This window comes from Costertonia aggregata (assembly GCF_013402795.1).
GTDB lineage: Bacteria > Bacteroidota > Bacteroidia > Flavobacteriales > Flavobacteriaceae > Costertonia > Costertonia aggregata.
The window spans coordinates 347,582-373,514 of the sequence record NZ_CP058595.1 but is presented as its reverse complement, the minus strand read 5'-3'; the positions used below and the strand labels follow the sequence as shown (position 1 = coordinate 373,514).

The following is a 25,933-nucleotide window of genomic DNA, read 5'->3' as shown; positions in this document are numbered from 1 at the left end:
TATAATTAAAAATAGTCTATTCAGTTTTTGATTATATAAGATTTGGTCTTTATTATTAACAAATTAGTTAACATGATTATTGTCGTAGGCTGTCAAAATATTCATTATGATGGCACAACCTTTCTCAATTTCGGCAATGGATATGGTCAAAGGAGGAGAAATTCTAACCGCTTTGGGTTCAAACAGTAACCAAAAAAGAATAAGTCCCTTTTTTGCACTGGTAAGCACAAGGTGATTGGCCATCTCTGGATTTTCCATAATCAGCGCCAACATCAACCCCTTTCCTCTAATTGCCTTGATATACTTGTGTTTTAACAGCTTTCTGAATATTTTCTCTTTTTCCAAAGCCTCGATTATAAGGCTTGTTTGGGTAATTTCCTCTAAAGTGGCAAGGCTTGCCGCAGCTATGACCGGGTTGCCCCCAAAGGTGGTTATGTGACCGAGTTTTGGACCATCTTGTAACGATTTCATCATTTCTTTCGATGAGGTAAAGGCCCCAACGGGAAGACCGGATGCCATTCCCTTGCCCATAACCAAAATATCGGGAATACAATCATAGTGCTCAAAGGCGAATATTTTTCCCGTTCTGCCAAAACCTGGTTGTATTTCATCCAAAATCAATAGGGCACCGACCTCGTCACAACGTTCACGTACTTTTTTTAGATACTCGTTTTTTGGTGCTATAAAGCCCGCACCGCCTTGTATGGTTTCCAAAATGACCGCTGCTGTTTTTTCGGTTATTTTCTGTAAGTCTATTTCCGCATTAAAATGGATGAAGGCAATATTGGGAATCAAAGGCCTAAAAACACTTTTTCTTTCCTCATAGCCCATCACGCTCAAGCTGCCCATAGTACTCCCATGATACGCGTGATGGGCAGAAACGATTTGACTTCGCCCTGTAACCCTTCTGGCCAATTTTAAGGCACCTTCTATAGCCTCGGTACCTGAATTCACAAGATACGTGGTCTCCAAAGGTTCAGGCAGGAGCGATGCCAAAAGTTTCGTGAATGCAACAGCGGGTTCTTGTACATACTCGCCATACACCATAACGTGCATATATTTTTCCGTTTGTTTTTTTACGGCATCCACTATTTTGGGATGGCAATGGCCTAAACTGCAGGCAGAAACCCCGGCTACAAAATCCAAATGGGCTTTTCCGGTAGAATCATATATATAGCTGCCTTTGGCATAGGAAACTTCCATGGCCAGAGGATATGGCGTGGTCTGGGCCTGATATCTAAAAAAATCCCGTATCATAGTTATTGGATTTTTTTTGGGGCACCAACTTTCTTTGGTTTTGTTACTTTTGGCCGGGACGGTGGAATATTGTTTATGGGATCACCTTCGTTTTTGCGGCGTTCCTCTTCCTCTGCGTCAATGTCAATAGGGTTATCTATGCCACGTATAATAGGTAATACGATGTTATTGTCATCCTCATCAAAAATATCCTCTTTTGAATAAATACGTTCGTCGCCACGCCAAATAAAACCTTTGAGTTTTCTACTGTTCTCGGGAAGGTCGGCTTCTGGAAAAATATCCCCATCCGGATTCACATAAAAAGTAATGTCCTCTATATCGTTATTGGCCATAATGAGCCTGATCTTGCTACAAATGGTCTTATTGATGCCAATAAGCTCCTCATCGTCGTTATACATGTAGTATATGACTTCTGTATTCTTGACCAAATCGATAAGCTTAAGTTCATTATCGTAAAATTTTCCGAACAAATCTTTCCCCTTTGCTTGGTTGTACCCGGTATTGCTTATCGTATCCAAGGATATGATGAATGCATTGTTCAGCACTTTGAGTGAATCTAATTTTTCTGTTTCCAGGTTGGATAATAAATAAATGCTATCTCCTGTCATTTGGTTGTCGACGTTCCATAAAATAGGATTCTTTATAAGTTGTGTAATACCAGTTTTTTCCTCTGAGTGGATGGAATCACATTTTCCACTAAGGTCGGTCTTATAGAATTTCGCGTTGCGAAATGCCCTTAGAATACGTTCCTCGGGCTTTCCGGTAACCATTAAAGTATCACCGTGTATGTAGATAGAGTCCTGTTCTACCTCATTTATGGCGACCGCACGTTTTGTGGCAAAGACGGAATCTTTTGCTTTGAACACTTCAGCATAGTGCGCTCGGATTACCCCTTTGTTTATGGTATCGGTTACTGTTATGTTATTTGTGGCAGATGCAAATTCCCTTGCTTTATCAAAATAGACACTATCACCCTCAATGATGCGATTGTTGTAATTTATTTTGGTGTTTTTAATACCATAACCGCTTTCTATTTTCGTATCATAAAATCCACGTTCGCAATATATTTTATATGTTTTTCCGGTAATGGTAGAAGGGCCGTACATATAGGCGTTTTTTGAACTAGTGTAATAGTCCAATTGTTCGGAATCCATTATATAGTCCGGATTGTCAATATGCACACTATCCAAAAATTGATATTTTTTGGTTTCCATGTAGTATCTGCCAATTTCGCTGGTCAAGGTATTGGCAGAATCTACCACGGTTCCAAAATCTTGATAGTAGGCTTCTTGTTTTTCCCTATCAAATCGCAGTGTATCGGTTTTTAGCGTCATTTGGGTATTGTTCAAAATAACGTCTTCCCAGGCTTTTGCCAATTTAATGTCCCCTTCATAATCTATTTTGCCACTGGTCATCTGTACGGAATCCCCTTGTTTTAACAGAATGTTACCAATCGCTTTCAGTCTATTTTCCGTTTGATAAAAAATGGCGACATCGCACCAAAGGTCAGCACCTTGATGCTCAAACTGGACTTGCCGCTCGTCTTTGCTAAAAATTACAGCACCGGGATATTTGGCCTCGTCTTTGGTAAAGTTGGCCCCATAAACAATATTGATCTGTTTTTGCTCTTGGGGTTTTTCTTGCCCTATTCCCGAAACATAGACCAGTAAACTGAGGAAAATTGAAATAGACTTGTACAATCAACTGAATTTTGACCAAAAATAGGATTTTTTGGCGCAGCGGCTTACAGGTTTAGTATAGTTTTATAAGTCTCTTGGTGCAAGGTGGTACGAGTTGGCAAGGAAAAAAACCGCTTTATGCGGCTTTTTTATCTGTGTATGGTCTGTGTTCTATCCGGGCCTACTGAAACAATTTTTATGGGCACTTCCAGTTCTTTTTCCAAAAAACCAATATAGTCATGCAGTGTGTCGGGCAATTCCTCGGGCTTGTCCATTTTGGTCAAGTCTTTCTCCCAGCCTTTCAATTCAGTATAGATCGGAGTTACGTTCTCAGCTTCGATATTGTATGGGAGATGGGTGATTTTTTCGCCTTTGTAATTGTATGCGGTACAAACCTTTATTTTTTTGAAGCCGCTTAAAACATCGGCCTTCATCATCATTAGTTCGGTGACACCGTTTATTTGCACGGCATATTTTAGTGCTACCAGATCCAACCAACCGCAGCGCCTTGGTCTTCCCGTTGTTGCACCAAATTCATTGCCAACTCGGCCCATAGTCTCGCCATCTTGGTCGAACAATTCGGTAGGGAAGGGCCCACTGCCCACACGAGTGGTGTATGCCTTAAAAATACCCTTTACACCACCAATTTTGTTTGGGGCAACCCCCAGGCCCGTGCATGCTCCCGCAGCTGTGGTATTGGATGAGGTTACAAACGGATAGGTTCCAAAATCAATATCGAGCAAAGAACCTTGTGCCCCTTCGGCCAATATTTTTTTTCCTTCTTTTTGAGCTTGGAACAAATATTCCTCACTATCAATAAAAGTCAATTCTTTTAGTTCTTCTACAGATTCAAAAAAAGCGGTTTCCAGTTCAGCAAGGTCATATTGGATATCCACATTGTAGAAGCCTATCATGGCTTCGTGTTTATTGGCCAAGTTCCTATATTTTTCTTTCCAGTCGTTTAGTTCCAGATCGCCTACACGCATACCGTTTCTTCCGGTTTTATCCATATAGGTGGGGCCTATGCCTTTAAGTGTGGAACCGATCTTGGCTTTCCCCTTTGCGGTTTCGGAAGCGGCATCCAACAACCTATGCGTTGGTAAGATCAAATGTGCTTTTCGCGAGATAAGAAGCTTTGACTTTATATCGATATCAAATTTTTTAAGGCCATCCAGCTCTTTCTTGAAGATTACGGGGTCGATCACAACACCGTTCCCAACAATATTCATGGCATTTTTATGAAAAATCCCTGATGGGATGGTATGTAGAACATGTTTTATCCCATCAAACTCCAAAGTATGGCCTGCGTTTGGCCCTCCTTGAAATCTTGCAATTATGTCATAATCCGTGGTAAGTACATCAACGATTTTTCCTTTTCCTTCGTCGCCCCATTGTAATCCTAGTAGTAAGTCTACTGCCATGTAAAAATTTGGTTAGTTGTTCGTATTCTCCTCTTTATTTCGAGTACCGTAAAAATATAGTGAGTGGTTGTTTATTTTGATGTCAAACACCTCTTCGATGGTTTTTTTAATAGATTGGATCCGAGGATCACAAAATTCTACTACCTCGCCTGTATCTGTTAGTATTACATGATCATGCTGCCTATCAAAATACGATTTTTCGTATTGCGCCTGGTTTTTTCCGAATTGATGTTTGCGTACCAGTTTACAATCCAATAAAAGTTCAATAGTATTGTATAAAGTTGCTCGGCTAACTCTGTAATTTTTATTTTTCATGTTAATGTAGAGCGACTCAATGTCAAAGTGCTCGTCACTATCATAAATTTCTTGGAGTATGGCGTAGCGTTCGGGTGTTTTTCTATGCCCGTTATCCTCAAGAAAGGATGTGAAAACGCTTTTTACGATTTCTTGGTCTTTGTTATCAGCCATAAAATTTGCTTAATGTACAAAGGTACATTAAAATTTAAATTCTTATGACCTTATCAATACCATTAATACGTTTTAGATTGTCCGTTAAACGTTTGATAATTGATTTGTTTTTTACCAAAACGGTTATATGGCCCGTGAACGTGCCACCGTCTGTACTAAAGTTTAGATTGCGCATATTTACGTGCATGTTGTCAGAGATAAGTGCCGTAATCTCGTTTACCAGCCCTAGGTTATCTATGCCCGTTAATTTTATCTCAACTTTGAATTCCTCTTGGGAAGAATCTATCCATTTGGCACTTATGATCCTATATGCGTAGTTGGATTGCAGGGAGATGGCGTTGGGGCAGTTCTTTTTATGGACTTTTATGCCTTCGTTCACACTAACGAAACCAAACACCTCGTCACCGGGTATGGGATTACAGCATTGTGAAAGGGTATAATTTAACTTTTCCTCCTCCTTGCCAAAAACGAGTAAATCATATTTTGAGGTAATCTCCTCTTTCTCGATTTCTTCCTGTACCGGTTTTCTTCTTATCTTGTTTTTGAAGAAACTGATAAAAGCGTTGTTGTACGTTGCGGCGAATTCCTTGATCTGTGCATTATCTATGGCGCCAATACCGACCCTATAAAACAAGTCTAAACTGGTCTTGAGCTTAAAAAAGGCGACCATTTTGTTTACCGAATCCTCGTTGAGCGTTATCTTTTGTGATTTCAGTTTTCTTCTTAGGACTTCTTTGCCCTCCATACCTACGAGCTTTTTTTCTTCCCGTAGAGAGGATTTTATTTTTGCCCTGGCCCTCGCCGTTGTGGTATAATCCAACCAACTTTGGTTGGGTTTTGCGTTGTCTGACGTAATGATCTCTACTTGATCACCGCTATTTAACGTTGTATTTAAGGGAACAAGCTTGTTGTTTACTTTGGCCCCTCGGGTATGTAGCCCCACCTCGGTATGAATGTGAAAGGCAAAATCTAAAGGTGTCGCCCCTTTGGGCAAGGATTTTAATTCACCTTGCGGTGTAAAAACAAATATCTCCTTGGAATATAGATTTAGCTTGAATTCCTCAACAAAGTCAACGGCATTGGTATTGGCGTTTTCCAAGGCTTCCTGCAGGCGATTCAACCACTGTTCGATACCCTGTTCTTTTTGTTCGCCATGTTTGTATTTAAAGTGTGCAGCATAGCCCTTTTCGGCAATTTCATGCATGCGCTCGCTGCGTATCTGTACTTCAACCCAATTGCCCTCGGGGCCCATTACGGTAATGTGCAATGCTTCGTAGCCGGTGGATTTTGGTGAGGAGATCCAATCCCGAAGCCTGACCGGATTGGGCGTAAAATGATCGGTTACGATGGAATATATTTTCCAGGCGAGGAACTTTTCGTTTTGTTTGTCTGATTTGTAGATGATACGGATAGCGAACTTATCATAGATTTCATCAAAGGGAACGTTTTGCATTTTCATTTTTCTACGTATAGAAAAGATAGATTTCATTCGTCCCTTTATCTCATAATTGAGTCCTTCTTTATCCAAGGAGTTCTTGATTACATCGGTAAAATCCTCTATGTATGCTTGCTGATCTTCTTTTTTTGCCTCTATTTTACTTAAAATGTCATTGTAAACATCGGGCTCGGTATATTTTAAGCTTAAATCCTCTAACTCGGTCTTGATATTGTATAGACCGATCCTATGTGCCAAAGGAGCATATATGTAAAGGGTTTCGGAAGCTATTTTCACCTGTTTGTGCTCAGGCATCGAGTCCATTGTGAGCATATTATGATATCGATCCGCAATCTTGATAATGATTACCCTAACATCGTCGTTCAAGGTCAATAACATCTTTCTGAAATTCTCTGCCTGTTGGGATATGTTCATATCCTTTTTCAGATGGGCGATTTTGGTAAGTCCGTCAACAATACGGGCCACGGTTTCGCCGAATATTCGCTCAATATCGTCCAAGGTATATTCCGTATCCTCAACGACATCATGAAGTAGGGCAGAGGCTATGGAAACCGCATCGAGGCCTATTTCGGAAGCTACGATTTTCGCTACGGCGATAGGATGAAATATATAGGCCTCGCCAGATTTTCTACGTTGATCCTTGTGAGCATCAACGGCCACGTCAAAAGCCGAGCGTATCATTTGCTTATCATCATCGGTAAGCGTTTGATAGCTGATACGCAGCAACTCTTTATATTGCTTCGCAATTTGCTTGTTTTCTTTTTCTATAGCGGCTTGGGTCATCTTAATCTAAAATAACACAATCTTTATAGCTGTACAACAAAAATTATGCCTTTAAATTCTTTATTCTGTCGGTTAGCGGCGGGTGAGAATAATGCATAAAAACATAGGCGGGATGTGGTGTGAGATTGCTTAGGCTATTTTTTGAAAGCTTTTTTAATGATGTGATCAACGGTACGGCCCCATACGTATTTTTCGCATAATCATCTGCTTGGTATTCAAATTTTCGCGAAAGATGGTTCATAATAAGTCCGGTGATTTCAGATATGGGGCTATATAAAATTCCGAAACCTACCAATGCGGCATGAAAACTAGGCTGGGATACACCAATGGACAAAGAAACTTCGGGATTATTTATAAAAATGGATAAAATGAAAAGTGTTAGCCCCATCAGCAAAACGGAAGCGGTAAGGTTAAAAACAATATGTCTTCTTTTATAATGCCCTACTTCATGCGCCAATACGGCCACTATTTCCTCTTCATCCAAATCATTGATAAGGGTGTCATATAAAGTAACCCTTTTTTCTTTTCCAAAACCGGAGAAGTAGGCATTAGCCTTGGTCGAACGTTTGGAACCATCTATGACAATAATCTTGTTGAGCTCAAAACCCACTTTTTGCGCATAGGTTTCAATTTTTGATTTTAAGCTGCCCTCTTCCAAGGGGGTTTGTTTGTTGAACAAGGGTACGATGAGCTTACTGTAAAATAAGTTCATGAAAACTGTAAACAGGGCTACCAATCCCCAAGCATATATCCAAAAACTGCTACCGGCCCACTGAAAAAACCCGATAATTAAAGCCAAAATACCACCACCGACTATAGCAAGCATGACCCAACCTTTTAGCTTATCCAAAAAAAACAGGCTTTTGGTGGTCTTGTTGAAGCCAAATTTTTCCTCGATAACAAAAGTGGAATAATACGAAAAAGGGGTGGTGAGTACATCGCTCCCGATCAAGATAATGCCAAAGAACAAAAGGGCCATTACTGTGGTATTATCTGTTAAGCTCCTAACAATTTGGTCTATCCATTCAAAACCGCCAAAAACCAGAAAGGCCAAGGTAAGCAGTAAAGAAAACGTTGAGGTCAATAATCCAAATTGATAGCGTGTTCTTTTGTACTCTTGTGATCTTGCATAGGCTTCATCATCAAAAACATCGCTCACATCCTCTGGTACGGGGTCTTTATATTTTTTGGCATTGAGAAATTCCAAAACGGTTTCCAAGATAAATTGGACAATAAGGATGGTGATTATCAAGTAAAATAACTGGTTCAAAGGTATGTTGGTTTTAAAATTTTACGGGTTTACATCTTCATCAACTATCAGCTCAGAACCCTCGTTGTCGTTTTGCTTCAAAGATAAGTATTGCAGCGGATACCGATACGTTCATGGAATCTATTTCGCCTTGCATTGGGATAATGATATTTTGAGTGGAATTATCCAACCATTCGCCCGACAGTCCCGTAGCTTCCGTACCCACGATAATTGCCGATGCTTCTTTGAAATCGGTGTCGACATAACTTTTGGAAGCGGTCAGCGCGGCACAGTATATGTTCATATTCTTTTTTTTCAGGTAGCTGATAACCTCCGTCGTATTTCCCGTAGCAATGGTATTGGTAAATAAGCATCCTACACTGGAACGTATGATATTTGGGTTGTACATGTCCGTTTTGGGATTGGCGATAATTACCGCATCTATATTTGCCGCATCGGCTGTACGCAATAATGCACCGATATTTCCTGGTTTTTCAGGGGCTTCTGCAACGAGTACCAAAGGTTTTTTGTTTTTGAGATTTGTATGTTCAAGTTTATGTTCTTTTGATTTGGCAATGGCCAAAACGCCTTCGGTAGTTTCCCTATATGCCAATTTTTGATATATCTCTTTGGTAATCGAGACGATTTTGGGTGAAACGGTATACTTGTCCAGCAGTTTGTTTATTTCTTTTTCCGACACCAAATCTTCTTGAAATACAATAGTCTCTATTTCATAATTTCCCTTAAGGCACAACTGTAACTCTCGAAGGCCTTCCAATACAAATGCACCGGATTTTTTACGCTCCCTTGATTTTTCCTTCAACAGAACAATTTTCTTGATCAGGGTATTTTGTAAGCTGCTGATTTGCTTTATTTCGTTCATATGGGCAAATGTAAATAAAACTGAATTTGCCCGACCAATAGGTAAACCTAAAACAAAGAATAATGAAACAGCTTTTATCCCTATTGGCCTTAATGGCCCTCTTGGCCTGTAAGCAGAACGTTAAAGAGCCGAAAACAGAGCAAAAAGAGGAAGTAACACAAACTAAAGTGATTGCCAAAAACTACCCCGAAGCCTTGCAAAAGGTTTTTGAAACACATGGTGGACTCAAAAATTGGAAGGAAAAAAGAACATTGAGCTACACCATGCCAAAACCATCCGGTGATGAGGTGCAGACGATTGACTTGTATAGCAGAAAAGAAAGGATTGAAACGCCCCAAATAGCCATGGGTTTTGACGGTACCAATGTTTGGTTATTGGATGAGAAAGCCACATATAAAGGCGACCCGTTATTCTACCGAAATCTCATGTTCTACTTTTATGCCATGCCCTTTGTATTGGCAGATGATGGGATAAATTACGGTGAAACCGAGCCTTTGGAGTATGATGGCAAATCGTACCCAGGCATTCGTATTGACTACGATAGTGGCGTGGGAACTTCTCCCAAAGATGAATATTATTTGCATTACGACCCGGAGACCTACCAAATGGCATGGTTGGGCTATACGGTCACCTATCGCAGCGGGGAAAAATCGGATAACGTAAAATGGATTCGTTACAATGATTGGATGAACATTGATGATTTGGTTTTACCCAAGGCTTTGATTTGGCACGATTATGAAGGCAAAAAAATCAAGGAAGCTCGTGAACCGTTGCCTTTTGAAAATGTTATCTTGGGTTCGGCTCCCAAACCTGAGGGTTTCTACAATATGCCAAAAAATGCAAAAGTGGTGACCAAGCAGTAAATAAAAATACCCGTTGTGTATTTTGAAAGAATATAATGTCGATAGGTCTGTTCGAGTGATTTTGAGGAACGAAAAATCGTACTTCGGCTCAGCTTAGCAGAACTATAAGTAACAATTTGATTAAAATTTTTATTCTCGATACAAATTCTTGTTCATTTCAATCATAATATTGACAGAATTTCATCAAAATGCACAACGGTTTACCGCATATACTATCGTAATCAATTACAAGACCAAAAGGTATGATAGTAGTTGAATTTATGGTTTTTTAGTCACTCTTTTTGTTCATTGAATCCGTAAATGGTAGTTTGCATACCGGCGATTTTCCATTCGCCGTTTATTTTTTCCATCAACCGTGTTTCACGTTTTAGGCCCCGTAGTGAGTCCTGTTGCTCATAGATTACCCAAGCACCTGCCCCATAAAGGCGCACATCAATTTTGTCCAATACTTTTGGAACGGGTTCAGGTTCGGGATGTTCCTTGATGAATGTTTTGACAAACTGACTTATTTCGTCCCAACCTACCGATTCGGAGAATTTATTTTCTGCAAAATCAATATATGTTTTGGTTATATCCGAATCATGAACCCACTTTTCTTGCCAGCTTTCATAATCTCTTTGAAAAGCAGCTTTGGTTTCGTCGTTCAAGGTTTTTAGAATAGCCTTTTTTTCAAGTTCCGTATTTACGGGTGGCGTAGTTGCATCCGTTGTTTTTTGTTCTTTTACCTCTTGGCAACCCATAATAAATAAAAGGATTGTAAGAGCAAGAACTATCCGCTTTAAATATCTCATATTCTTGTTTTTATCGTGTAACAAATTTTTATAGTCTATCGTTGGTTTTTACGAATCCTATTGTTGTTAGGAAGCATCATCTTAAAAATTGCGATGATTTTTCATATGCATTATCATTTACTTTTTCCTCTCAATTCGCTGATAATATCTGTATTTACCCAATAAATATCCTCATTACTCGTGTAGAACAAGAACTTTCCATCTAAAGTAACGAAAGGACATAACTCATGATTTTTGGTATTTATCGTTTCGCCCATGTTCATTGATTTAGTCCATGCCCCATTTGCATCTTTAAAGCTTATGTACAAATCTCCCCTTCCAAAACCATTGGCTCGGGTAGAACAAAAAATAATGTAATTTTCTTCGGGGTCTATAAATACATCAGCTTCATAATCTTTGGTATTGATTGAACTTCCCAAGCCAACCGCTTTCTGAAATTGTTCATCCACGAATTTCGAATAGTAGATATCTTGGTCATGATTTTTTCTTTCAGCAGGAGCATTCCTACTGGATGAAAAATACATTGTACCATCTTTTGTAAACGAAATATAATATTCATTACCATCAGAATTAATATTTGGTCCTGTATGTATGGGTTGTGACCATACGTTATTATTTTTTTCAACGAACCAGATGTCAATATCATCTTTTACTTCGGATGTCCCATCCAAAGCCCTATTGGATATAAAATATAGTCTTTTTTCATCTGGTGATAGAAAAGGGTCATTATAACCGTAGCGATCATGGGACAAAATGGTTTTTGGTTTAGACCAAGTACCCTCGGTAAGCTTTGAATACCTGATTTCATTTTTTCCATTGACATCCACACCAAAATAGAACTCTGTATTATTTGCGTTAAAAACCGAACCAAATTCATATTCTTCGGTCGAAATAAAGTTAGGCGCAAACATTTTTGGTATTCGGCCCGGCGTTGATTGTCCCATAAACAAACCCTCTGCCTCAATTTTGCGAACCCCATTTTCATCCGCTCCGTTTGCCAAAAGGTAATTAGAAATGGTTGTAGCTTTAATTCGTTGAGAAATTTCCAAAGAAGAACTTCCTCTATCGTTTTTACTGTTGATATTGATATCGTTATTGATCAGTCTCTTTATAAATGCGGTATCTTTTTTAAGTACGGCTATTTCCAATAGCGATGCTCCATATTTATTTTTCCAATCACTATTCCGCTGTGATTGTACCAGCTTGTCAAAATATTCTTCATTGCTATATTGTGCTGCAATATGCATTGGAGTTTTATTTTGATTGTCTTCCCCATTTACATCTACTCCTCTTTGTATTAGGAAATCAAATACTTTTTCTTTTTTACATGCAACGGCCCAGTGCAACAGTGATCTTCCACGGTGATCTTTTACATTGATAACGGTATTTGAGAGCATGCTGTCCAATCTAATAAGGTTGCCTTGGCAGGCCGTTCTATGAATGTTCTGTGCGGTCACCTTTAAGGCTATGACCAAAAAAATGATGATGTATGTTATTTTTTTCATTTTCTAAATCTCAGACTATAGTTTAATTACAAAAGATACATAAGCAAATTCATATATGAATTTTACTTACGTTCTTGACATAGCTTTTTTAGGCCCCTTGTTTAAGGACAGAAGCTTAACGTCAATTAACCACATGTGATACTATTTTCTTGGTAGGTTTTATCATTACTGTTTTTTTGGCCAAATGGTTTCAAATCGTTCACAAACGACCAATATTTTTTCCGTGGGTTCATTCCCGCCTTGTTTCATAGTGTTTGCAAAAAAGTCCCAGTGCGCTTTTTTCCATTTTTTTAGCGGTTCAATGTTCGTTCCCATATCCATTGCAGCATATTCTTTGGAAATTTGATTGAACGGAATGGTATCTACCTTTGTGATTTTGATTATCGCTTGTGCTGTGCCATCAAAATTGGTTATAATACTCTTTGTCCCGGCTTTTGGTAAATCGGCATTTGCCTCCTTATACCAAAGGTATAATCCCGAAGAAGCTTTCTTTTTTCCTTTCATGACCAAGTCTGCCAGCCGATTTGCATCTTCTTTATTGTCATGAAAATACCAGGATTCCGGCAATTCATCTTTTTTGAACTCAGGGTGTACCTGGGTAAAATCGCCCCACATATCGTAGACGGTTTCATCGATTTCTTCGTCAGATTTTGTTTCGTTTCTACAACCGATGACAACTAGAAATAGGATAATGATAAGCTGTTTCATATTGTTTTGGTTTGCGCGTTATCGGTTGCTTTCTTTCATGTATTCGGTTATTTAGTTAATATTAAACTTTTGGGCGTAAATCAAGTTTAAAATCAGTAACGATATTGAGAAGTATAAAGAGGCAATACTTTGCTTAGGAACTTTGTCACAATGCGTTTTTTTATTCAATCTTATCATTTTGTTATGTTCTTTTAACACCAAAATCATATGGGCTGTCCACAATTCGCTTAATTATCGCAACTTGTCCACAATGCCACATTGTATGCTTTATATTCCAATCAATGGCCTCAAATTTGGTTGTAGCAATCGGATGTGGGACTTTAGTCGGTTCAACAGCTTTTTGTAGATCATTCTGGGACAATGATTTAATTATGCCTAAAGATTGTTCTTGCATATATTTCAAATCCTGCATCAGTTTTTTTGGATTGGTCTTTCCAACCATATTTGCAGCAGAGGTGTCATAGTTACACATTTCTGTGTATGCACGTAAATTCAGTTTTTCAATCAACTCGGGAATATGCCCTACGGTGGTCATAATTGTGTGATAATAAATACTGACAATTTGGTGACCAATCTGCCAGCTCAAATTAGAGCCAATACCCTCTGCTAGGATGTCCCACTTCTCATACGGGATAGGCACAATCAGCTTATTCGTCCATTCAAATGCATTTTTTGTCTGCTTGCTTAGGATTTCAGCTACATTCATTTTTCCTGTTTTAGGATGAGTTGCAACACAATTACATAAATTAAAGTTAGCCATTTACACATGCAAAGGCCAAATTAAGCTTAGTGCAGAGATAAGGAAACATATGGTTTCCGTCTCTTGAAGTAGCTAAAGCCTATTTTTTTCTTTTTTCTTGTCTAAGGCTAAATACATAAGATTTAGTGATATCATGAATATACAAAGACCTTTGGTTTTCGTCCTAAAACCCGAATTGCGTTTAGGTTTTACTGTACTCAGTTTTTTATTAACTCACCCATGAGCTTATTTCCCTTTCAACCTCCCATTTCCCATTTACAAGTCGATAGACACGTGTAATACCACCACCGCATAATCTTCCACAAATACTTCCAAATCCAACTATTGCCTTATCAAAATTTTCGTTGAAAATAGGTTTAGAAAAAGAATAATATCCGTTAGGTCAGTCAATCAGTAATGATTCCCAAATTGAACTGTCTGACGAAGAAATTTTGTATATATCAAACTCTTTCTCCGTTATAATATTCCAACTAGATAATATATCATCAGATATCTTAAAATGGGTGAATAGCTCGATTTGGTCATTCAAATGCAATGTGTCTTTTATATCTAAGTTTTTTTTGGCAAACCCTTTTAAGCTACCGGAACGGGGTAATATAAGTTTCGATTTTTCAGAAATACATTTGCAATTTAAATCTATATAGTCATCTTTCTTGTTGGATAAAATTTCTAAAATCAAATCGCTAGTGAGCTTTTTGTCGTTAAAATTGTCACTAGGCCTTACTTTATTTTTGCAACAGCAAAATATTAGTAACAGTATTATTGTAATTCCCTTTTTCATTTTGTCAAATTACTTACAACGGTCTAATGTATGATTTCGTTGCGTGTTTAAGCATTAAAGTTCTTAAATAGGCTTTAAATAGCAATGAATTATACACATTGATGGCAAATCGTTTTTATTTGATTCGGTTTACTATTTCGTTCGGAATGCTCAATTTTAAGACTTTTAAATAATTCTTATTCGCATCTTTTTCTAAAAATTTCCAAGTTTTTCCATTGTCATTACTAATTGCTATCTGTTCTCCTCCAGAAGTATTTGAATCCAATCCCTTTTTAACTTTTAGATAAGTAACAATCGAGTAGAGTTTAAAATCATTGTTTTCCGCAATTTTATTAATTTCTCCTACTTCAAATTCATACTCAACACCATTCACTGACATTTCTTTTAAAGCGTCAATCGATTCTTTAAAGACAGATTTCACTTCTTCAATACTATATTCTTGAGGATATTGACTTTTCATAAATTCAAAAAGGTCAGGATAGCAATATGTAATAGCTTTTTCTGAATTTCCGTTTAGAAAGGCTGTCAAATACTCATCGATTTGAGTTTTTATATTTTGAATATTATCGGAATTGTTTTCGGTCAAGTCGGAGTTTTTATTTTCCAATTCAGCGACACTCAGTGTTTCCGTAATTTGAATTTCATCAATTATTTTTTTTGTTTCATTGTTCTTTTTACAAGATGAAATTAAAATCATAATGACTAATAGAAGCGTGATGTTTTTCATTTCATTTATTTTTTTTAAAAATTGAAGCGATTAAAGCAATCAATCCAATGATAAGTGAAAGGACAAAAGCGAATAAATATCTTTTACTTTCAAATTCAATTATTTTCGAGCAACTATTCAATGATAGGAACATTGAAAATGCGAGAAATTTGATTAATGTACGGTTCATTTTAAATATTTGCTAACAACACGCTAAATACACCACTACATTTAGCTTATTATAATATTATTTTTATGCAAATGTTTTATTCCCCTTCGTACTTTTTTGAATAGCGTTTCCAGAGTTGGGTCTGGTGGGTTTCCAATGAGATGTCTCTACCATCAATAAAGGCATGGGTCAATTGGTTGCCACGCATGTCCAAGGCATCGCCTTTGGAGACAAAAAAGGTAGCACTTTTCCCTACCGCCAAAGTACCGTAATCGGCATCTATCCCTAATATTTTGGCTGTGTTCCCGGTAATCAACTGCAAGGCTTTTTCCTTATCCAAACCTTGTCCGGCCACTTGGCCTGCATAAAAGGGAAGGTTACGTGTTTGAAAGTTTGAGGCAGAGCCGTTTTGTAATCCGACTAAAAGTCCGGCATCCATCAATAGTTTTGGAAGCTTGTAGGGCAGGTCATAATCATCATCCTCAAAACTGGGGCGGTTGTGGGTAAACTGAACCAATACGGGGATATTCTGTTTTTTTAGGAAGTCGGTAATCTTGTAGGCATGATAACCACCAACAAGCACAACCTCTTTTGCCCCTGCGTTTTTGACCGTATTTATAGCATCTATGATTTCTTTTTCCCCATCGGCATACACGTATAGTTTTTGGGTACCATCAAAAATGCCCTGCATGGCGGCAAAAGGTAGGTTTTTTTCTGGTGCGGTCGCTTTCCCGTAGGACAATGCGTTGTTCATAAAGGTCTTTACTTCGCCAACTTGGTCGGTATAGTCCTTATTGGGTAGAAACCCTCTTGGTTCGCCCATCCACCAGCGGCCCCTACGAAAGGTTCCCGGCCAATTTAGGTGAATGCCATCATCGGTCTTTATCGCCGCATCTTCCCAGTTCCAGGCATCGAACTGTACAATAGAGGAGGTACCGGATATGAGACCGCCCTTTGGGGTTATTTGTGCCAATAACACACCGTTGGGCCGCATACTTTCTACCACCTTGGATTCCGCATTGTAGGCAATAATGCTCCGCACATGTGGAATCAACCCACCTATTTCATCTTGATCGTTACTGGCACGCACCGCGTTCACTTCAACCAATCCCAAACTTTTGGCAGGGGCTATAAATCCCGGATATATATGTTTTCCCGATGCGTTTACCACTTTTCCTTTGGCCGTGACATTAGCGCCTAATGCGGTGATTTTACCATTTTCAAAAACTATGCTGGCGTTTTCCATAATACTACCGTCACCTACATGGGCGGTGACCCCGGTTATGGTAATGGCTTCTTTTTGTTTCGCTGCCGGAGTCTGTTGTGCCCACGTGGTAAAGCTTAGCAGTATAACGGCTATTATGGTATATTTTAAATTTTTCATGAGTATTGGTTTTATTTTATTCCTGCCCTGTTGCCGAACTCGTTTTGGTAAAGGCGGGAATTCATTTTCTTATTTTATTTCTTATGGGCAACTTGGTATTTTGCGAACGTTCTGGATACAATATATCGTTCCTCAAAATCACACCAACTTACATTTAGATACTGTATTCATTTATAATGCATATCAGATTGATGATCTTACTTTTTAGAGGCTTTCGCAATGCATGCTTTCTTTTTTGTTCTGTTGCGGTTTTTGCGTTTTACCGCCGCCGTTTTTTTCCTGTAACATCATATTGATAAGCTTGTTGCGTTCTTTTTTAATGGTTTCCCGTTGTTTTTTGTCCTTTTCGAGGTCAAAATATACGGTTCCGTCAATAATCGTTTTTTCGGCCTTTGTGTAGATAGACATGGGATGGCCGTTCCATAAAACCAAATCGGCATCCTTCCCTTCCTTAATACTCCCTGTACGATTATCCAAATGCAATAGTTTTGCAGGGTTGATGGTTATCATCTTCCAAGCTTCCAATTCGGACATGCCACCATATTTTACGGTTTTGGCGGCTTCTTGGTTCAATCTTCGTATCATTTCATCGTCATCGCTATTAATGGCCACCGTAACGCCTTGTTTTTGCATGATGGCGGCATTGTAGGGAATGGCATCGTTTACCTCATATTTGTAGGCCCACCAGTCGCTAAAAGTGCCTGCTCCTGCACCGTGTTCGGCCATTTTATCAGCTACTTTGTAACCTTCCAGTATGTGCGTAAACGTATTTAGGGTAAAACCGAACTTTTCGGCAACCTTCATCATCATATTGATTTCACTTTGTACATAGGAGTGACAGCTGATAAAACGTTCCCCGTTCAATATTTCGGCCAAGGTTTCCATTTCCTCATCGTAGCGATAGGCTTTTCCGCTTTTCTTTTTTGTATCGTACTCTTTGGCTCGTTGAAAATAATCAACAAACACCTGTTCCACCCCCATACGGGTTTGGGGGAACCTGCTAAAACTTTGCCAGTTGCTCTGTTTTACATTTTCACCCAAAGCGAATTTGATAAACTTGGGGGAGTTGTCATAAATCATATTTTTGGCACTTTCTCCCCACTTTAATTTTAAAATTGCGGACTGGCCGCCGATCGGGTTGGCAGAACCGTGCAACAACTGTAAGGAAGTTACGCCGCCGCCCAGAGCTTGGTAAATGGCAACATCTTCCGGATCTACGACATCTTCCATTTTGACCTCTGCCGAAGAGTTGTGTCCCGCTTCATTGATGGCCACGCCCGCAATATGGCTGTGTTCGTCAATGATACCTGCGGTCAAATGTTTGCCCGTGGCATCAATTACGGTGGCACTACCTGCGTTTAAGTCCTTCCCGATTTTGGCAATCTTTCCATTTTTTACCAAAACATCGGTATTCTCCAATATACCGGCCGCTTCGCTCGTCCATACCGTAGCATTCTTGAACAACATGTTTTGGGCCTTGGGTACTGAAGTATAGCCATAGCCTATATTGGGATAGGTAACAGGCACCATTTCCGGAACGGCCATTTCATCTTTTTCCTTCTCCTCTTCTGAAAAACCCTTGGTTTTTTTGGCCGTGAAGGTAGATTCTTTCCCGTTGGGTAAAATCAATCTTCCACTCAGATTATCGGTATCAGTAAGTATGCGCCCGGTCATTCTATGTAATTCGTCGCCTTCATCCGTCGAGAAAGACACATCTAACCAATCGTCGCCATATGCAATTTTGGATTTTAGGCTCACCGTGTCTTTTTTGACGGCAACTTTGGGTTTGTTTATCTCTCCCGTAATTGAAATTGCATAATCAACGCCACCGATGGAAAGGTCATACTCTCCGCGGATATCTTTTTGGTTCATATCACTTATGATGTTCTTGGTGCCTTGCACCCAGTTTTCATAAAGTGTGGTGTTTTTTTCAAAGATATCTCCCGAAGTAATCAAAAAATTCGCCAATTTCCCCTGTTGCAATGACCCCATGTTCGATGATTTCCCTAAAATTTGTGCCGGTACCGTAGTTAGCGCTTCCAAGGCTTTTGTTTTGGGAAGGCCATACGCTATGGCTTTCATCAGCTTTTCCTTGAATTTTTCAGGTGACTTTAAATCATGCAAGGTAAAAGAGAAAACCACACCGTTTTCCGCTAAGACTTTTGGGTTTGATGGGGCTTGGTTCCAGTGCCGCATATCCGAAAGGTTTACATACCCTGCTTCATACGGATTGGATACATCGTAAGCATCCGGAAAATTGAGCGGTAAGATAAATCGGGCGTTCGTGGCTTTTATATCGGCAATGTTTTCATATTCATCGCCACCGCCCAAAATAGTGTACTGTATGCCGAAAGTATCCCCGATGCCATCCGCACGCAACACGTTGCCTTTGTTGTTGGCCGCGAATATTTGGGTCAGGTTTTTGTTGGCGTTCAACGCTTCCAGAGAGCGGTCTTTAGTAGCTATGTTACCTTTGGCATACCAATCTGCATCATAATACATTTGTCGCAATAGCGCCATGGCACCCATCAAAGAGGTAGGGTAGGACTGTCTGCTGGTCACACTTTTCTCAAACGACAGATACTGCGCTGATTTATCGTCCAAAATTCTGTCCGCATCGTTTCCTTTTCCGTTCAAAGCCACCAAAATACCGCTTCCCCGAGCAATACCGTCCTGAATGTGCGAGTTTACCACACCAAAACCGGCTTCTCGCAAGGCCTTTGCCTTTTTATCGTCGTATTTGAATTTGGTAATGGCATCGTTTTCGGGCATAATGTGGTCGTTCCAGTAAAAACCGTCCCTAGTGGCCTCATATTGGGGCGACCTTCCACTTCCTTCTGCCTTTTTTGGTTCTTCAACTCCAAAACCTGAAAAAACATCGATAAAAGAGGGATAAATATGTTTTCCATCCAAATTAACGATTACGGTATTTTTAGGTACGGAAACCGATTTGCCGACCTGTACCACTTTCCCGTTTTGAATCAATAGTGTGCCACCATCGATTATTTGCGTGGGTGTTACATAAATCTTAGCGTTCGTAAAGGCCGTGTAATTGTTGTTCTTCGATTTTACGCCATCGTTTTTTGGGAAGTAATCCTGTGCAAACAATGAAACACTGCACATTAGCATAGCTAATGTAAAAAGTCTGAATTTCATATCGAATAGGTGTTAGTCAATTAGTCTGTTCTAAAGATAAAATATGCTAAGGGATTATGAAGAACTTCCTCTCTTTTTTAACAATAAATCGAAAGGGGTTTTTAAAAGATTTTGACAGGTCTATAAAGGATGTTTTTTATGATAGGCCACCAAAAGTGACACGATACGGCTGTAACTTTTTATACCGTCCGATTGGTTATTGATTTTTAGGAAAGAACTGAAAATGGATTTGAAAATGGGCTCGAAAGGATTTTCGTAAGCTGCCCAAAAGTCGTTCAATTCCTGATAATTTGCCAACACGCCTTTATTCAGTTTAACGATCAACGTGTCAAAAAGCGGTTCGTTCTTTCGTTTGATATCACTAAGGCAATAGCTCAGGGCATAGGCATAGGCAGAATATTTAAAATAGATGTCGGGGTTGTTCGCAGTAACCAGATACCCTATAAAATTGGTTTCGTTCTCAGCGGAATACCCGGTTTGATGCCCAATTTCATGTGCACTTACCACAGGATACCTAAACTTGGGGATACGCCCGTTTACCTGAGCCTCGTTCGTGAACGGATTCAAGTAGCCGCCGTACCCGGCATAGGTCAAGGGTACACTGAATATAGATTTTTTGATGCTCGGTGTCTCATACCTGAGGAATGGATAAGTAGTGCTGATGCCCTGGTATCCCTGCAAGGTTTTTTTGAAAATTTCTTTTTTGGAATAGGGTATTTCAACCGATTTTGTACTGTCGGAAGTGATTTGAAATTGCACAGTATTGGTTTTTGTAATCAATTCTTCTACAAATTGGACAAGCTCTGCCTCTGTGTTTGTATCACTGATATCAAATTTTTCGGCAATGGGTTTGCGGTAGTAATTAAGACCCCAAAGTAAGTGAAAGGTAAAATAGGCGACCGAAAGTACCATTATCATATTTCTGAGGAAAACCTTAGGATGTTTACGAATACGCCTACGTCTCGTAAATACGTATCGTACGGCCAAAACAATAAGCAAGGCATACACAACATCCCCCACCGAAAAAGGCACCCAACCAAAAAGTGCACGGAAGAATTTAGCGATAATTGGATATACACCCCGACTGTAATGGTTTTCAACGATTTCGGTATAACTGCCCAACCATTTCACCAAAATAATCTGGGGTATCAGGGATAGTGCAATACCGTTTCGTAGTTTGTTATCCATTCGTTCAAAAATAACCAAATAAGCGATGAAGTTGTGTTTTGATATGTATTTTTGAAAAAAAACAACTCTGTTATGAACGAAGCCATACGAAAACTTATGCCCAAAGCGATTTGGAATAAATTTGCGGATCTAAACGCAGTACCCCGACCCTCTAAAAAAGAGGAACGTGTGATATCTTTTGTAATGGATTTCGGAAAAAAACTAGGTCTTGAAACAATTACCGATACCGTAGGTAACGTCATCATCCGAAAACCTGCCACCAAGGGTATGGAGCATAAAAAGATGATTACCCTGCAGTCCCATTTGGATATGGTGCACCAAAAAAACAATGATACCGTTTTTGATTTTGACACGCAAGGTATCGAAATGTTCGTGCAGGATGACTGGGTCAAGGCCAAAGGTACGACCTTGGGTGCCGACAACGGAATGGGAGTGGCCGCCATTATGGCGTTATTGGAAAGCACGGCTATTGCACACCCACCATTGGAAGCGCTCTTCACGATTGATGAAGAAACTGGAATGACCGGTGCAATGGGCTTGAAGGGTGGAGTTCTCAAAGGGGAAATTTTATTGAATTTGGATACTGAAGAAGATGATGAAATCGATATTGGTTGTGCAGGAGGTGTGGATGTGACCGCTTTCAGAAATTATAACGAAAAGGATGCCCCAAGAGGGGTAGTGGCATACTCGTTAATCGTAAATGGATTACAGGGCGGGCATAGCGGTATGCAGATTCACGAAGGTCTTGGAAATGCCAATAAAATAATGAACCGCTTGTTACATCATGGCAATGAGTGTTTCAATATACGTATCTCTGAAATTAATGGAGGTAGTTTACGAAATGCCATACCACGGGAAAGTGTTGCTTTATTGGTCGTAGATAAATCACATTCGGCTTCGTTTGAGAATAAGATTCGCGATTTGGCATCCATAATTCAAAGGGAATTGGCCATTACCGAGCCAAATCTGAAAATTACTTTGACGTCTGCCAAAGTTCCAAAAAAAGTCATGGGCCTAGGTGCCCAAGATAAACTGCTAAAAGCCATTTATGCCGCACATAATGGTGTTTACGCCATGAGTGCCGCTATGGAAGACCTGGTCGAGACATCCAACAATATAGCGAAGGTTACCGTTGGTCAAGGAAAAATAAAGATCAGCTGCCTGACCCGCTCCTCGGTCAACTCGGCTAAGATGGATTTGGCACAAGCCTTAAAATCAGTTTTTGAACTTGCCAACTGCACCGTAACTTTTGATGGCGAGTACCCAGGTTGGAATCCTGATCCGAATTCCGAAATTCTTGAAATTTTAAAGGAACAATATGAAACCTTGTTCGGAACACGACCTAACGTAGTGGCGTGTCATGCAGGTTTGGAATGTGGTATTTTGGGGCAAAATTATCCTGATATGGATATGATAAGTTTTGGGCCTACCATCAAAGGGGCGCACTCACCCGATGAGCGAGTGAGTATCGCATCTGTTCAGAAATTCTGGAAATTTTTAGTGGCTATTTTACAAAATACCCCATAAAAACGATATTTACAATGCCTAAAAGATGGTATGGCATATTAGGTTCGATCAGTGTCGCCATAGGTGCTATTTTGTCTTATTATGACTATACTATGATAGGGTTTCCAGATGGTCACTTAACGGAATTTGACAGGTTTTTCAAAAGTTTTTTGTTCCCAGTTTATATAGGTTTAAATGTACTATTTGGCGTATTGTTTTTAAATGCCCTTTTTCTAAAAAAGAAAAGTAGACTTACATTTTTTCTGTATTTGATATTGTCTACGATATTTCTAGCGGCAACATATTATTTTTCTATAACATTGGAAAACGGACAAGGGGGATAGATACTATGATACACCCCAAAATAATCGTAATTCATAGTATGTGCCTAGTTGAACTTTGGATTTTTCGCTCTCATTTCTTCCCTAACCATGGTACCGCTCTGGGTAAGGTCTTCGCTGCCCCAACCCCCTAGGGTACTGGTATTTGGTTTAAGGGCAGCTGAATTTTCCTCTTTATCGGCAACGGACCAGTTGCACCAGGATATTTTGTTTTCATCCAAAAAAGTCCACCAAGTAGTAGCTTCCTCAACATCAATGACCCCATTGCCCGATGCTTCGGTAACACCAAATTCGGTAACAAAAATCGGGATTTTTGCATTTAATGCCGTTTGTGCGATATTTCGTAAATCTTGCTTGTGTGTTGAAGCATAGTAGTGAAGGGTGTAAGCGACATTGTCGTCATCTATAGTATTTCCAATGACATCGTCGACACGTTGCGACCATGTTCTGGTGCCACAAATTACAAGATTGGTATTCCCTTCTGCCCTTATCGCGGCAATTACCTGCTCATGGTAGGGTTTAAGATCGTTTTTCCAAGAAACGTTTATCGGCTCATTATAGGGCTCAAAAATAACGTTGGGGACATCCTTGTATTTTTTTGCGACTTCGCTAAAAAATGCTTTAGCTTCTTCTACTTTATCCAAGGAAAAATGACTGTGCCAATCTATAATGACGTATATCCCCGCTTCAATAGCGGCATCTACAACGGTAAATACCCTTTGTTTGTTTTCCTCGGGATTGGTAATGTACCCGCCATCATCCTCTACGGCCATGGCCGCTCTTACAATGGTGGCTTGCCAATCGTTTTTTAACCATTTTACGGTTTCGGGTGTATAATATTTCCCTATCCACTGGCTCCAAAAAAAAGACATACCCCTCAGCTGTAGGGGCTCGTTGTTTTTATCAACGATTTTACCATCCAAAACTTTGAGTTGACCGTGTTCGGCGACTATTGATGTTGTATCGTCACTATTATTGTTGTCATCGCCTTCATTTACGTCATCCTTTTTTTCTTCGGCAACCTCTTCGGTTTCTAATGGTACAGCTTCAGAATTACAGTTTGTAAAAACTGCCAATACCAATAACAAAGCGTAATTAAGAAAAATAGTTTTCATTTTTAAAACATTAGGGCTTATTGTGTTAACGGTATTTTTCCAAAAAATATTATTCCACTATCCCAACAAGCTCTAAATCAAAGACTAAACTTGAACCGCCGGGAATCGGCCCGTAATCCCTATCGCCATAACCAAGATGCGAGGGAAAAAACAAACGCACCTTATCACCAACGTTCATGCTCAACAGACCTTCCCTGAAACCGGCCGCCAGTCGCGCCTCGGGACTGTATAGCATTTCCTCGGGTTCATAGCCGAGCGCTTGCTCTCGGTTCCAATCGTAGGTGCCATAACTTTCGGCAACAGCTTTCATATTGCTGTAAAACAAAGTACCATCTTCCAAATAGCCGGCGTAAAAAACTTTGACTTTTTGCCCTATCTTAGGTTTCTCACCTTCCCCTTTTTTAAGTGTAAGTATTTGAAGTCCCGAGGCTAATGTTTCCGCTTTTTCCTTTTGCGTGGGTATTTCGGCTACAAAATCGGCTTTCATTTTTTTTACAGCTGCTTTTTTCTCGGCTTTTTCCTTTTCGATTTTTGCAAGTCGCTCTTCCTCGTTGGCAAAATACTCGGTCATAATCTCTACGGCATCGAATTTTTTGGCAGATTTTCCATTCCTGATAATTTCAACCGTATTCATTTTAACCTCTTCTACCGGTTTGTTCCCGGCAGCTACTTTCACATTGGCAATGGAGTCGACTATATTCATACCTTCAACAACTTCTCCAAAAACAGTATGTTTGCCATCAAGCCATGGGGTGGCCTTATGGGTGATAAAGAATTGGCTGCCGTTTGTGGTTGGCCCCGAATTGGCCATAGATAGAATTCCCGCTCCTTTGTGCTTTAACGAATCATTGAACTCATCTATAAACTTATAACCGGGATTGCCTCTTCCCGTTCCCGTTGGATCACCGCCTTGAATCATAAAATCTTTCATGACCCTGTGGAATATGAGCCCGTCATAATATTTTTTATCCTTGAATTCCTCGCTCACGAAAGGGCTTTTCCCTTCGGCCAAGGATACAAAATTAGCCACGGTAATAGGTGTTTTTTCATATTCCAGTTTTACTACAATATCACCTTTGTTGGTTTGTATATCCGCAAAAAGGCCATCACCCAGATCGGCATATTTACTGCTTTTACAACTGGACAATACCATTGCCGTTACCGCAATCAGAATATATACTTTCTTCATTTTATTATCAATTTAATTTTTGAACGTTAACTGAATCTTTATCTATTTTAAAAATTTTTATAGTCGATTTTATCGGAATATTGGTGCCTATTTTTTTACCATCACCATGATAGCCAAAAGCAAGCGAAGAAGGATAAAGAAATGTAGCTGTTTCGCCTTCTTTTAATAATTTTACACTGTTGCGTAGCCCCGGAAACAGTTCTTGTTTATCAACTTTGTATTTTACTATGCCAATATCCTCAAAGGAATATATAGTGTCGTTTTCCAAACTCAACACCGCATACGTCATGGTTACCAAATCGTCGGTTTGGGGAACATAATCTGTTGTTTTGTTTTTTTGTGTATAATGATACCAAGAACCACTCGCACTATTTTGGTAGGTATTGGCACTGTCCATCGCTATCAACTTTTGTATATACGCTTCTTCTTTGGCCAAAAGACTTTTGTTACGTTCAGCGGACGCTTTGTAAAAATTCCCTGATTTTACCTTAATGGGTTTTCTGGGTTCCGGACCGCCACAGGATACCAAGCCAATACAAAGCAATATAATAAACAGATACTTTTTCATACAGCTA

At 39.5% G+C, this 25,933-nt stretch carries 22 protein-coding genes; 3 read left to right on the top strand and 19 right to left on the bottom strand.

Annotated features, from left to right (window positions below; all coding sequences use genetic code 11):
- Positions 1-63 precede the first annotated feature (63 nt).
- From HYG79_RS01725 to HYG79_RS01695, 7 genes are all read right to left on the bottom strand, one after another.
- Positions 64-1,257, bottom strand: coding sequence for an aspartate aminotransferase family protein (locus tag HYG79_RS01725; RefSeq protein ID WP_179240456.1), 1,194 nt, complete (start codon positions 1,255-1,257; stop codon positions 64-66).
- A 2-nt stretch (positions 1,258-1,259) separates the two neighbouring features.
- Complete coding sequence (locus HYG79_RS01720; RefSeq protein WP_179240455.1) at positions 1,260-2,957, bottom strand: OstA-like protein; 1,698 nt, start codon at positions 2,955-2,957, stop codon at positions 1,260-1,262.
- A 128-nt stretch (positions 2,958-3,085) separates the two neighbouring features.
- Positions 3,086-4,357 carry an adenylosuccinate synthase gene (locus HYG79_RS01715; RefSeq protein WP_179240454.1) on the bottom strand — a complete coding sequence of 424 codons (1,272 nt, stop codon included), beginning with the start codon at positions 4,355-4,357 and terminating at the stop codon, positions 3,086-3,088.
- A 12-nt stretch (positions 4,358-4,369) separates the two neighbouring features.
- Positions 4,370-4,825, bottom strand: a complete 456-nt coding sequence (locus HYG79_RS01710) for a Fur family transcriptional regulator (RefSeq protein WP_179240453.1) — start codon at positions 4,823-4,825, stop codon at positions 4,370-4,372.
- Between the two features lie 34 nt (positions 4,826-4,859).
- Positions 4,860-7,064, bottom strand: coding sequence for a RelA/SpoT family protein (locus tag HYG79_RS01705; RefSeq protein WP_179240452.1), 2,205 nt, complete (start codon positions 7,062-7,064; stop codon positions 4,860-4,862).
- A gap of 43 nt (positions 7,065-7,107) precedes the next feature.
- Positions 7,108-8,340 (bottom strand): M48 family metallopeptidase, encoded by a 1,233-nt coding sequence (locus tag HYG79_RS01700; protein WP_394367017.1) that lies wholly within the window; start codon positions 8,338-8,340, stop codon positions 7,108-7,110.
- A gap of 46 nt (positions 8,341-8,386) precedes the next feature.
- On the bottom strand, positions 8,387-9,196 hold the full coding sequence (locus HYG79_RS01695) for a TrmH family RNA methyltransferase (RefSeq protein ID WP_179240450.1): 810 nt from the start codon (positions 9,194-9,196) through the stop codon (positions 8,387-8,389).
- A 62-nt stretch (positions 9,197-9,258) separates the two neighbouring features.
- Here HYG79_RS01695 and HYG79_RS01690 point away from each other — a divergent pair, with 62 nt between their 5' ends.
- On the top strand, positions 9,259-10,059 hold the full coding sequence (locus tag HYG79_RS01690) for a DUF6503 family protein (protein WP_179240449.1): 801 nt from the start codon (positions 9,259-9,261) through the stop codon (positions 10,057-10,059).
- A gap of 272 nt (positions 10,060-10,331) precedes the next feature.
- Here the strand turns inward: HYG79_RS01690 and HYG79_RS01685 are convergent, their stop codons facing one another.
- The 9 genes from HYG79_RS01685 to HYG79_RS01645 all read right to left on the bottom strand — a co-directional run bounded on the left by HYG79_RS01685 (position 10,332) and on the right by HYG79_RS01645 (position 21,207).
- On the bottom strand, positions 10,332-10,850 hold the full coding sequence (locus HYG79_RS01685) for a hypothetical protein (protein WP_179240448.1): 519 nt from the start codon (positions 10,848-10,850) through the stop codon (positions 10,332-10,334).
- Between the two features lie 113 nt (positions 10,851-10,963).
- Positions 10,964-12,355 carry an ankyrin repeat domain-containing protein gene (locus HYG79_RS01680; RefSeq protein WP_179240447.1) on the bottom strand — a complete coding sequence of 464 codons (1,392 nt, stop codon included), beginning with the start codon at positions 12,353-12,355 and terminating at the stop codon, positions 10,964-10,966.
- A 165-nt stretch (positions 12,356-12,520) separates the two neighbouring features.
- Entirely contained in the window at positions 12,521-13,063 is a 543-nt protein-coding gene (locus tag HYG79_RS01675) for an ASCH domain-containing protein (protein ID WP_179240446.1), read from the bottom strand.
- 181 nt (positions 13,064-13,244) lie between these two features.
- Entirely contained in the window at positions 13,245-13,769 is a 525-nt protein-coding gene (locus HYG79_RS01670; RefSeq protein WP_179240445.1) for a DinB family protein, read from the bottom strand.
- A 436-nt stretch (positions 13,770-14,205) separates the two neighbouring features.
- Positions 14,206-14,604, bottom strand: coding sequence for a hypothetical protein (locus tag HYG79_RS01665; RefSeq protein WP_179240444.1), 399 nt, complete (start codon positions 14,602-14,604; stop codon positions 14,206-14,208).
- A gap of 115 nt (positions 14,605-14,719) precedes the next feature.
- A complete protein-coding gene (locus tag HYG79_RS01660) occupies positions 14,720-15,331 on the bottom strand; it encodes a hypothetical protein (protein ID WP_179240443.1) in 612 nt (203 codons plus the stop codon).
- 245 nt (positions 15,332-15,576) lie between these two features.
- The gene (locus HYG79_RS01655; protein WP_179240442.1) at positions 15,577-16,863 is read right to left on the bottom strand and encodes an amidohydrolase family protein; all 1,287 of its coding nucleotides are present in this window, start codon (positions 16,861-16,863) and stop codon (positions 15,577-15,579) included.
- Between the two features lie 204 nt (positions 16,864-17,067).
- A complete protein-coding gene (locus tag HYG79_RS01650; RefSeq protein WP_179240441.1) occupies positions 17,068-20,019 on the bottom strand; it encodes an amidohydrolase family protein in 2,952 nt (983 codons plus the stop codon).
- A 120-nt stretch (positions 20,020-20,139) separates the two neighbouring features.
- On the bottom strand, positions 20,140-21,207 hold the full coding sequence (locus tag HYG79_RS01645; protein ID WP_179240440.1) for a DUF3810 domain-containing protein: 1,068 nt from the start codon (positions 21,205-21,207) through the stop codon (positions 20,140-20,142).
- 72 nt (positions 21,208-21,279) lie between these two features.
- Between HYG79_RS01645 and HYG79_RS01640 the strand changes: the two genes are divergently transcribed.
- Complete coding sequence (locus HYG79_RS01640) at positions 21,280-22,734, top strand: aminoacyl-histidine dipeptidase (RefSeq protein WP_179240439.1); 1,455 nt, start codon at positions 21,280-21,282, stop codon at positions 22,732-22,734.
- A gap of 14 nt (positions 22,735-22,748) precedes the next feature.
- On the top strand, positions 22,749-23,057 hold the full coding sequence (locus HYG79_RS01635) for a hypothetical protein (RefSeq protein WP_179240438.1): 309 nt from the start codon (positions 22,749-22,751) through the stop codon (positions 23,055-23,057).
- A 44-nt stretch (positions 23,058-23,101) separates the two neighbouring features.
- On the opposite strand, the gene HYG79_RS01630 is transcribed toward HYG79_RS01635, so the two are convergent.
- The 3 genes from HYG79_RS01630 to gldI are packed head-to-tail and all read right to left on the bottom strand — an operon-like array spanning position 23,102 to position 25,926.
- The gene (locus HYG79_RS01630) at positions 23,102-24,169 is read right to left on the bottom strand and encodes a glycoside hydrolase family 5 protein (protein ID WP_179240437.1); all 1,068 of its coding nucleotides are present in this window, start codon (positions 24,167-24,169) and stop codon (positions 23,102-23,104) included.
- A 49-nt stretch (positions 24,170-24,218) separates the two neighbouring features.
- Positions 24,219-25,358 (bottom strand): peptidylprolyl isomerase, encoded by a 1,140-nt coding sequence (locus HYG79_RS01625; RefSeq protein ID WP_179240436.1) that lies wholly within the window; start codon positions 25,356-25,358, stop codon positions 24,219-24,221.
- 7 nt (positions 25,359-25,365) lie between these two features.
- Entirely contained in the window at positions 25,366-25,926 is a 561-nt protein-coding gene (gldI, locus tag HYG79_RS01620) for a gliding motility-associated peptidyl-prolyl isomerase GldI (protein WP_179240435.1), read from the bottom strand.
- Positions 25,927-25,933 lie beyond the last annotated feature (7 nt).